This is a genomic window from Curtobacterium sp. B18, assembly GCF_000333375.1.
Lineage (GTDB): Bacteria > Actinomycetota > Actinomycetes > Actinomycetales > Microbacteriaceae > Curtobacterium.
This window is the reverse complement of record NZ_BACZ01000604.1, coordinates 1-9,451: the sequence shown is the minus strand read 5'-3', so window position 1 is coordinate 9,451 and position 9,451 is coordinate 1. Positions and strand designations below refer to the sequence as shown.

The 9,451-nt window shown below is 71.6% G+C and carries 10 protein-coding genes; 4 read left to right on the top strand and 6 right to left on the bottom strand.

Annotation, left to right across the window (positions count from 1 at the left end; translation table 11 throughout):
- Window positions 1-399: 399 nt before the first annotated feature.
- Window positions 400-1,509: an aminotransferase class V-fold PLP-dependent enzyme gene (locus tag I5E_RS16375; RefSeq protein ID WP_022907937.1), complete on the bottom strand. Its 1,110-nt coding sequence runs from the start codon at window positions 1,507-1,509 to the stop codon at window positions 400-402.
- A gap of 146 nt (window positions 1,510-1,655) precedes the next feature.
- Window positions 1,656-2,441, bottom strand: coding sequence for an isoprenyl transferase (locus tag I5E_RS16370; protein ID WP_031262986.1), 786 nt, complete (start codon window positions 2,439-2,441; stop codon window positions 1,656-1,658).
- A 99-nt stretch (window positions 2,442-2,540) separates the two neighbouring features.
- Between I5E_RS16370 and trhA the strand changes: the two genes are divergently transcribed.
- A complete protein-coding gene (gene trhA, locus I5E_RS16365; RefSeq protein WP_031262985.1) occupies window positions 2,541-3,284 on the top strand; it encodes a PAQR family membrane homeostasis protein TrhA in 744 nt (247 codons plus the stop codon).
- A gap of 111 nt (window positions 3,285-3,395) precedes the next feature.
- Here the strand turns inward: trhA and I5E_RS16360 are convergent, their stop codons facing one another.
- Together I5E_RS16360 and mca are read right to left on the bottom strand one after the other, a co-directional pair.
- Window positions 3,396-3,725, bottom strand: a complete 330-nt coding sequence (locus tag I5E_RS16360; RefSeq protein ID WP_022907934.1) for a hypothetical protein — start codon at window positions 3,723-3,725, stop codon at window positions 3,396-3,398.
- Entirely contained in the window at window positions 3,722-4,612 is an 891-nt protein-coding gene (gene mca, locus I5E_RS16355; protein ID WP_022907933.1) for a mycothiol conjugate amidase Mca, read from the bottom strand. Before mca ends, I5E_RS16360 begins: the two co-directional genes overlap by 4 nt.
- Here mca and I5E_RS23835 point away from each other — a divergent pair.
- A complete protein-coding gene (locus I5E_RS23835; protein WP_022907931.1) occupies window positions 4,586-5,137 on the top strand; it encodes a DUF4307 domain-containing protein in 552 nt (183 codons plus the stop codon). The genes mca and I5E_RS23835 overlap by 27 nt on opposite strands.
- Before the next feature lie 67 nt (window positions 5,138-5,204).
- On the top strand, window positions 5,205-5,693 hold the full coding sequence (gene greA / locus I5E_RS16340; RefSeq protein ID WP_031262982.1) for a transcription elongation factor GreA: 489 nt from the start codon (window positions 5,205-5,207) through the stop codon (window positions 5,691-5,693).
- Between the two features lie 71 nt (window positions 5,694-5,764).
- Here greA and ilvA read toward each other — a convergent pair whose 3' ends face one another.
- Window positions 5,765-7,009 carry a threonine ammonia-lyase gene (gene ilvA / locus I5E_RS16335; protein WP_022907929.1) on the bottom strand — a complete coding sequence of 415 codons (1,245 nt, stop codon included), beginning with the start codon at window positions 7,007-7,009 and terminating at the stop codon, window positions 5,765-5,767.
- 45 nt (window positions 7,010-7,054) lie between these two features.
- Complete coding sequence (locus tag I5E_RS16330; RefSeq protein ID WP_049973540.1) at window positions 7,055-8,320, bottom strand: AI-2E family transporter; 1,266 nt, start codon at window positions 8,318-8,320, stop codon at window positions 7,055-7,057.
- Between the two features lie 95 nt (window positions 8,321-8,415).
- On the opposite strand from I5E_RS16330, the gene I5E_RS16325 reads away from it, so the two are divergent.
- A partial coding sequence (locus tag I5E_RS16325; protein WP_031262980.1) for a winged helix-turn-helix domain-containing protein occupies window positions 8,416-9,451 on the top strand: 1,036 nt, incomplete at its 3' end.

Below are 9,451 nucleotides of genomic sequence, written 5' to 3'. Positions count from 1 at the left end.
ATCCCCGGGCCGCGCTCGGCCCGGTCCATGTCTCGAAACGCGGCCACTGGAGCGGTCCCGAAGCACCGACTGTGGCCGCTTCGATCGGGCGCGGTGCCCGATGCCGTCAAACTACGTCGGACCGCCGACACGACGCGAGCGACACGCGGTTTCCGGAGTTACGGTCACGTGAACAGCGCGACCGTCCGCCGGTCTGGAGGCGCGGTGCGGGCCCACCCCGCGCCTGGCGTCCGGCGTCTCCCGCCCCGCGTCTTCCGCCCCGCGCGAATTCACGGGCCCAGCGACACTTCTCGCGCTGTAGAGCGCGTGAACTGTCGCCCACCCCGTGAGGTCGCGGGCGCAGCGCGGCTGGCTGCGCGGCGCGCGCTGCGCGGCTGGCTGCGTGCCGCGGGCGCGCCGCTACTGCATCGTGGCGTAGGAGAGGCAGGCGTCGCGGAACATGTCGAGGGTCTCGTCCGTCGTGGACGCGAACACCGAGACCCGCGCGACCCCGAGCCGCGTCGTCACCGTCACCCCGTGGTTGTGGAACGCGGCGGACAGCGCGGTGAGGCGCCCCTGCGGCGGCCGGAGCACCACGATGCCGGCCCGCTCGCGCGGGTCGCGGCTGGACTCGACGGACAGGCCGAACTCGTCGGCGATGTCGAACACGCGCTCGACGCGGTCGGCGACCCGCTCCTGCACGGCCGGGACGCCCACGGCCACGAGCCGGTCCAGCGACACCGCCATGCGCGCCTGCGCCACCGGGTCGATCCGGGTCATCTGGAACCCGGCGGCACCGGGGCGGACGGCGGGGACCTCGGTGGGCCACCCGGACGTCCCGTGCGGGCCGGACAACGCGGGGCGCAGCCGGTTGAGCGCGCGGTCACTGAACGCCGTGAACCCGGTGCCCCAGCCGGCGTGCAACCACTTCTGCCCACCCGTGGCGACGACGTCGGCGACCTCGTACGGAGCGTCCACCACGCCGAAGCCCTGGATCGCATCGACGATGAGGAGGCGGTCGCCGATGACCTCGCGGACGGCGGCGAGGTCGGCGAGGTAGCCGGTCTGCCAGTCGACGAGCGAGAGCGCGACCGCGGTGACGTCGTCGGTGAGGCGCGACTCGATGAGCGACGGGGTCATCCACCCGGCACCGGACTCGATCACGACCGGCTGCACGCGCCCGCCCGTCGCCGAGGCCGCACTCGCGAGTGCCAACGGCAGCGACGGGTACTCGTCGGCCGAGACGAGCACCCCGCCGGTCAGCCCGAACGCGGTGTGCAGGAGCCCGGGGGTCGTCGCGGTCTGCGAGACGACCTGGTCCTCGCGCCGGCCGACCAACCGTGCCGCGACGGTCCGGACGCGTGCGTCCTGCTCGTCGAGCGTCTCCATGGCACCGAAGCGCATGTGCTCCTGGATCGTCCCGAGCACGCGCTGCTCCTCGAGGACCGCGGTCTGCACGGGGCCGAACGCGGCGTGGTCGAGGTAGCCGGGCTCCTCGGCGAAGCCTGAGGCATACTCGGCGATGTTCACAGGGGCAACCTTCCGTGGGACGAAAACCCTGTGAGTCTACTGGGATCAGCGAGGACGGGCCGCACCCGGTCCGGTCCACGCACCGGTGCCAGCCGAAGGCAGTGCCCGACGGCACCTGCCCGGGGACGGAGCCCGCGGTCCGGTCGTCAGCCGCCGAAGCGCCGCGACCGCAACCCGAAGTCGCGGACGGCCCGGAGGAAGTCGACCTCGCGCAGGTCCGGGTAGAACGCCTCGACGAAGTAGAACTCGCTGTGCGCGCTCTGCCACAGCATGAAGTCCGACAACCGCTGCTCGCCCGACGTCCGGATGACGAGGTCGGGGTCCGGCTGCCCCTGCGTGTACAGGTGGTCGCCGATGAGCTCGGGCGTCAGCACCTCGGCCAGGGTGTCGAGCGTGCCGCCGCCCTCGCCGTGCGCACGGACGATGCTGCGCATGGCGTCGGCGATCTCACGGCGACCGCCGTAGCCGACCGCGAGGTTCACGTGCAGGCCGGTGTGGTCGGCCGTCCGTCGTTCCGCGGCGGACAGCGCCTCGACGAGGGGTCCGGGGAGCCCCTCGTTCGCTCCGACGTGCTGCACGCGCCAGTCACGGTGGTCCGCGAGGGTGCCCGCGAGGTCGGCGATGATGCCGACGAGCTGCTCGAGCTCCTCACCACCGCGGCCGGTCAGGTTGTCGGAGGACAGCAGGTAGAGCGTCACGACCTCGATGCCGAGGTCGTCGCACCAGGTCAGGAACTCCGGGATCTTCGCGGCGCCCGCCCGGTGCCCGTGCGCGGCGGACTCGAGACCGAGCTGCTTCGCCCAGCGCCGGTTGCCGTCCACGATCATGGCGACGTGCTTCGGCATCGCCGAGCCGTCGATCTGCCGACGGATCCGGCTCTGGTAGGCGCGGTAGAGGATCCCTCGTCCTGCCCATCCCACCCTGCCGGTCACGGATCGAACATAGTGCACCCGACCTCGGAGCGGACCGCGTTCGCCGGGAGGTCCGGACGTGTTCGGCGTTCGTTCGGCATCTGGCCCTACGGTCGGACCATGCAGGCCGAGCACGACACCGGGACCCTCCCCCACGTCCCCTTCACCGACGAGGCCCAGAGCACGGTCGCCGGACGGTCAGCCGCCGGTCGCGCCGCCGGCACGCCCGAGCCCCGGCCCGCCTGGCGCGGATGGATCCACCTCGGGGCGTTCCCGTTCGCGATCGCGATGGGCGTCGTCCTCATCGCCCTGGCTGGCTCCCCCGCGGCGAAGGTCGGCAGCGCGGTGTTCATGGCGACGTCGCTCGCCATGTTCGGCGTCTCGGCGACGTACCACCGCTTTCCGTGGGGCCCGAAGGTCAAGGCGGTGCTGAAGCGCATCGACCACACGAACATCCTGCTGCTCATCGCCGGCACCTACACACCCGTGGCGATCTGCGCCCTGCCGCACACCCTGATGGTCGTGGTGCTCTGGGTGATGTGGTCCGGCGCGGCCCTCGGCATCGCGTTCCGCGTCCTCTGGATCGGCGCGCCACGGTGGCTCTACGTCCCGATCTACCTCGTCCTCGGCTGTGCGGCGCTCGGACTGCTGCCGCAGTTCTTCGCGGCCAGCGTGCCGATGACGGTGCTCGTGCTCTCCGGCGGGCTCGCGTACGTGATCGGCGCGCTCGTGTACGGCTTCAAGCGCCCGAACCCGTCCCCGACGGTGTTCGGCTTCCACGAGGTGTTCCACGCCCTCACCGTCGTCGCCTTCGCGGCCCAGTGGGCGGGCGTGCTCATCGTGGCGCTGGACCCGGTGCGCTGACCGCGACGGTCGGTCGGACAGGAGGCACGGCTCGCGCCCGCCCCGCCCCTGACGTCGCGCGCGCGCGTCCACCGCACCGGTCCCGTCCACCGCGCCGGTCGCGCGGTCGCGTCAGCCGCGCTCGGTGTCGTCCCCGACGTCGGCCCGGCCGTCCTCGGCCGCGCGCCGCTCCGGCTCGTCCGTCGCGACGCCGTCACGCCCGACACCGTCGGGCCCGGTCGCGGTGCCGTTCGCCTCGGCCTCGAGCCGCTCCCGGATCTCGGCGCGGTAGCGCGTCCGCCGGATGCGGCGGGTCATGTCGATGACGAGCAGGATCGTCACGATCGCGACGACCGCGATCGCGATGAAGCCGGCGACGCCCGGCGTCACGTCCACGTCGGGAACGGTCGAGGTCGGGCTCGGGCTGGGGGTCGCGGCGAGTGCCGCGTGGATGGTGCTCACGCAGTGGTGTCCTTGTCGGCAGGGATCCCCGCGAACAGGTCGGACTCGGGGAGCTCGGTCGGCACGCGTGCCTCGACGAGCTGGTAGTCCTCGGTCGGCCACACCGTCGCGAGGAGGTCGTTCGGCCAGTAGAAGAAGGCACTGTCCGGCGGCACCTGGCTCGCGTGCGCCCGGAGCGCCGCGTCCCGCGCGTCGAAGTACTCGTGCACGTCGACGTGGGTGGTGGCGAGGTCGGGCCGGTCGGCGAACCGCTCGACCCACTCGCGGAGCTGCTCCACCGCGGGGCTGTCGGGATCGCGTTCCTGCAGGGCCGCGAAGACCGTCCGGAAGCGTCGGGGGTTCATCGTGCGCTCGTAGTAGAGCTTCGCGATCGACCAGGCGGGCCCGGCGTCCGGGTAGGCGCTTGGGTCGGCGGCGGCCGTCCAGGCGGCGACCGAGACCTCGTGCGTCCGGATGTGGTCGGGGTGCGGGTAGCCGCCGTTCTCGTCGTAGGTGACGAGGACGTGCGGGCGGAACCGACGGATGACCCGCACCAGCGCCTCGGTCGAGTACTCGAGCGGCACGGTGGAGAAGGTGCCGGGCCGGACCGTCTCGCCCTTGTCGGCGTCCGGCAGCCCGGAGTCGTGGTAGCCGAGCCACAGGTGGTCGATGCCGAGCGCGGCCTGGGCTCCGGCCATCTCGGTGCGCCGGTAGCCGGCCATGTCGCGGTGCGCGCGGGTCGTGGCGGGCTCGCCGAGCTGCTCGTTGAGGATGTCACCGGCCTCGCCGCCGGTGCAGGAGACCACGAGGACCTCGTTGCCCTCGGCCGCGTACTTCGCCGCGGTCCCCGCTCCCTTGCTCGACTCGTCGTCGGGATGGGCGTGGACGGCCAACAGGCGGTACGGCACTGGGGTTCCTCACTGGTCGCGTGGCAGCACACAGCATCACGTGAACTACCCTGGGATCAGGATAATCACCCCGGGAGCCCCGAACTGTCCGAACCGCAGCACCCATCGGCACCTCAGCCGTCCGCCGGCACCACCGCGACGCTGGACGACCGCTACGGCCGCACCCCCGGGCGTGCCCGCCGCACTCGGCTGATCGGCATCGTCGCCGCCGCTGCCGTCGCCCTCGTCTTCATCGTCTGGGTGATCTGGGCCGGCCCCGGGCAGACCAGCCACGGACTCGACACCGACGACGTCGGGTACCAGGTCGTCTCCGACCACGAGGTCGTGGTGCACACGCAGATCTCTGTCGACCCCGGAACGGTCGCGAAGTGCGCCGTCCAGGTCCTCGACAAGTCGTACACGATCGTCGGGTGGCGCGAGATCCGGGTGCCCGCATCCGATCAACGCGTGCGCAGCATCAGCACCCCTGTGAACACCGTGTCACGGGGCGTGACCGGCTTGATCCACGACTGCTGGGTTCCCTAGACTGCTGTGATTCGCGGACGAGACCGGCCACACCGGCCGGTCTCGTTCCATGCTGAAGGGAATCACCATGAGCAACGACACCCAGGTCACGTGGCTGACGCAGGAGGCGCACGACCGCCTCACGGCCGAGCTCGAGACGCTGTCCGGTGAAGGTCGCCAGGAGATCGCGAACCGCATCGAAGCCGCCCGCGAAGAGGGCGACCTCAAGGAGAACGGCGGCTACCACGCCGCCAAGGACGAGCAGGGCAAGATCGAGGCCCGCATCCGTCAGCTCACCGAACTCCTGAAGCACGCCACCGTCGGCGAAGCCGACTTCGACGGCACGGTCGAGCCCGGCACCGTCGTGACCGCCGTCATCGCCGGTGACGAGTCGACGTTCCTCGTCGGCAACCGCGAGATCGTCGGCGAGGGCTCGGACCTCACCGTCTACAGCCCGGTCAGCCCGGTCGGCGCGGCCATCGTCGGCCTGCGCGCCGGCGGCACGACCACCTACACGGCACCCAACGGCAAGGAGATCGCCGTCGAGGTCACCAAGGTCGAGCGCTACGAGCCGTAGACCCACCCGCTGCCATGACAGGAGGCGCGGTGCCNNCTGGCNCCGCGCCTCCTGTCATGGGGTGACGGGTGTCAGTGCTCCAGCAGCTCCGGCCGGAAGCCCACCTCGCGGAGGCGCTGGATGACCTCCTGCGCGTGCTCCGGTCCGCGGGCCTCGATCGACAGGTCCAGCGCGACCTCGTTGATGACGAGCCCCTGGCCGTGGCGGGTGTGGAGGACCTCGACGACGTTCGCGCCGGCCTCCGAGATGACCTGCGAGACCCGGGCGAGCTGCCCCGGACGGTCCGGCAGCATGATCCGGATCCCGATGTACCGCGACGCCGCGACGAGACCGCGCGTGATGACGCGTTCCATCATGAGCGGGTCGATGTTGCCGCCGCTGAGCAGGACGACCGTGCGCCCGGTGTCGCGGACGGCGCCGGACATGATCGCCGCGACACCGACGGCGCCGGCGGGCTCGACGACGAGCTTCGCCCGCTCGAGGAGCACCAGGAGCGCGCGGGCGACGTCGTCGTCGGACACGGTCACGATGTCGTCGACGAGGTCGCGGATGATCGGGAAGTTCAGGTCGCCCGGCCGCGCCACCGCGATGCCGTCCGCGATCGTCGGCTTCGTGTGCACCGTGACGGGTTCACCGGCCTCGATCGAGCTCGGGTAGGCGGCGGCGTTCTCGGCCTGCACCCCGAGGACGCGGATGCTGCGACCGGTGCGCTCGGCGATGCCCTTGACGGCGAGGGCGATCCCGGAGATGACCCCGCCACCGCCGATCGGCACGACGACGGTGTCGGCGTCCGGCACCTGCTCGAGGATCTCGAGCCCGAGGGTCCCCTGTCCGGCGATGACCGCGGGGTGGTCGAAGGGCGGGATGAACACGGCGCCGGTCCGGTTCGCGAAGTCCTTCGCCGCACTCAGGGCCTCTTCCACGGAGTGCCCGCGCAGGACGACCTCGGCGCCGTAGTGCCGGGTGGCCTGGAGCTTCGGCAGGGCGACACCGACGGGGGTGAAGATCGTCGCCGGGATCCCGAGCTCGCGCGCGGCGAGGGCGACGCCCTGCGCGTGGTTGCCGGCGCTCGCGGCGACGACGCCGGCGGCCCGCTGCTCGGCGGTGAGCGTCGACAGGCGGTTGTACGCGCCGCGGACCTTGTACGCCCCGGTGCGCTGCAGGTTCTCGCACTTGAGGTGGACCGGCGACCCGAGGACCTCGGCGAGGAACTGCGAGGTCTCCATCGGCGTGACGCGAGCGACCCCGGCGATCGTCACGCGAGCCTTCTCGATGTCGTCGAGTGTGGGGATCAGCGGCGTGGTGGTGTCGGTCACGGGTCCATCATCGTCGCTCGCGGCGCTCCTGACGAACCCGTGACGTCAGTTGGTGCTGGCCGTTCCCTCAGCCGCAGTGGCCTGCGGCTTGCTGCCGGGTGCCGGGACCTCGTCGCCGACCTTGTGCCGACGTCGTCGCATGAGCTGCAGCTGCCCGTGCTGCCCGCGTTTCGGCGTGGCCTCCAGCACGTGCTCGGAGTCGAGTCCCCGCCAGCGACCGCTCGCGATCGTCATCACCATCGTGTTCACCGTCGCGATGAGCGGCACGGCGAAGAACGCCCCGGCGATGCCGGCCAGCCCGGAGGCCGCGGTGACCCCGAGGACCACCGCGAGGGGGTGCACCTTCACCGCGTTGCCCATCACGAGCGGCTGCAGGATGTGGCCCTCGATCTGCTGGACGAGCAGGACGACGCCGAGCACGAGGACCGCCGCCAGCGGACCGTTGAAGATCAGGGCGACGAAGACGGCGAGGAAGCCGGTGACGATCGCGCCGACCACGGGGATGAACGCACCGAGGAACACGAAGGCCGCGATCGGGATCACGAGCGGCATGCCGCCGAAGAACAGGCCGACGATGTACGCGCCGAGTCCGATGCCGACGGCGTCGACGAACGCGACGAAGATCTGGACACGGATGAAGCTCGTCAGGGTGATCCACCCGGCGACCCCGGCACCGTCGACGGTCGCGCGGGCCTTCTTCGGGAACAGCCGGACGGCCCACCGCCAGACGTTCTTGCCGTCGATGAGCAGGAAGATCGTGGTGAACAGGATGATGAAGAGCGCCTCGAACACGTGCGTGGCACCGGAACCCGCGCTCGCGACCCCGGACAGGATCGACGCGCTGTTGTCCTGCAGCCACTTCGTGCCGTCGTTCAACCAGCCGTTGACGTCGCTCTGCGTGATGCCCAGGCCGGAGTTCAGGACGAGGTCCTTGATGTTCGCGTACTGCTCCACCGTGCGGTCGCGGAGCGACGGGTAGGACGCGATGATCTGGTCGACGACGAGCCACACCAGGGCACCGATCGCCGCCAGCCCGCCGAGCAGGCTGATCACGACCGCGAGCCACTTCGGCACGTGGTGGCGCTGCATCCAGTTCGAGATCGGCACGAGCAGCGCCGAGACGACGATGCCGACGAGGAACGGGATGAGGATCTGGCTGAAGATCGTCATCAGCCAGATGAAGACCGCGATCACGCCGATGACGACCAGGATCCGCCAGGACCAAGCGCCGGCGATGCGCATGCCCGTCGGGACGGCTTCCTCGACCACGGGGTCCGGATGCGTCGGTTGCTGCTTTCTGCCCCATGCCATGACCGCGAGTGTAGCGATGTGCGTCCTGACAGGTACCAGATGCGGCATACACGGGTCTCCCCGGGGTGTCGGCGGCGATCGGTAGCCTCGGTCCCATGGCCAGGACCACGCTCTCCGCCGCCGAGGCCCGCCGTGTCGCACTGGCCGCCCAGGGCTTCGGCCAACCGCCGGCCGACCGGGTGTCGACGCGTGCCCTCACGGCGGGGTTCGCGCGGCTCGGCCTGCTGCAGATCGACTCCGTCAACGTCTTCGAGCGCAGCCACTACCTCCCGCTGTTCGCCCGCCTCGGCGCCTACGACCGCGCCACGCTCGACCGCCGCACCATGACGGCGCGCGGCCCCTACGCCGAGTACTGGGCGCACGAGGCGGCCTTCGTCGACCGTGCCGACCTGCCGCTCTTCCGGTGGCGGATGGACGCGCTGCGGGCGCGGGACGCCTGGCCGAACCGGATCGAGGGGGTCCGTCGGACGGAGGGCGTCCGCCGCGAGCTGCGGGCGCTCCTCGCGGCCGAGGGGCCGATGCCGGCCAGCGCGGTCGAGCACGAGGCGAACGTCCGACGTGGGCCGTGGTGGGGGTGGAGCGACGTCAAGACCGGCCTCGAGCAGATGTTCCGCTGGGGCGACGTGGTGAGCGCCGGTCGCTCCGGCTTCGAACGGGTCTACGCCCTCCCCGAGCAGGTCCTGCCGGCCGGCACGCTCGAGGGGGCACCGGCACGCCCCGACGCCGTCCTCGAGCTCGTCCGGCGGGCATCGCGTGCGCTCGGCGTCGGCACCCGCGCGGACGTCGCCGACTACTTCCGGCTGCGGTCCGACGACACCGCCCGGGCGATCGCCGAGCTCGCGGCCGCCGGCGAGCTCGTGCCGGTGCAGGTCGAGTCCTGGGGCGAGCGGGCCTGGATGCACGCCGACGCCCGGGTGCCGCGTCGGATGTCGGCGGACGCCGTCCTCAGTCCCTTCGACCCGGTCGTCTGGTTCCGGCGACGGGCCGAGCGGATGTACGGCTTCCACTACCGGATCGAGATCTACACGCCCGCACCGAAGCGGGTGTTCGGGTACTACGTGCTGCCGGTGCTGCNAGACGACCGGCTCGTCGGGCGGGTCGACCTGAAGAGCGACTGGCAGCGCGGGGTCC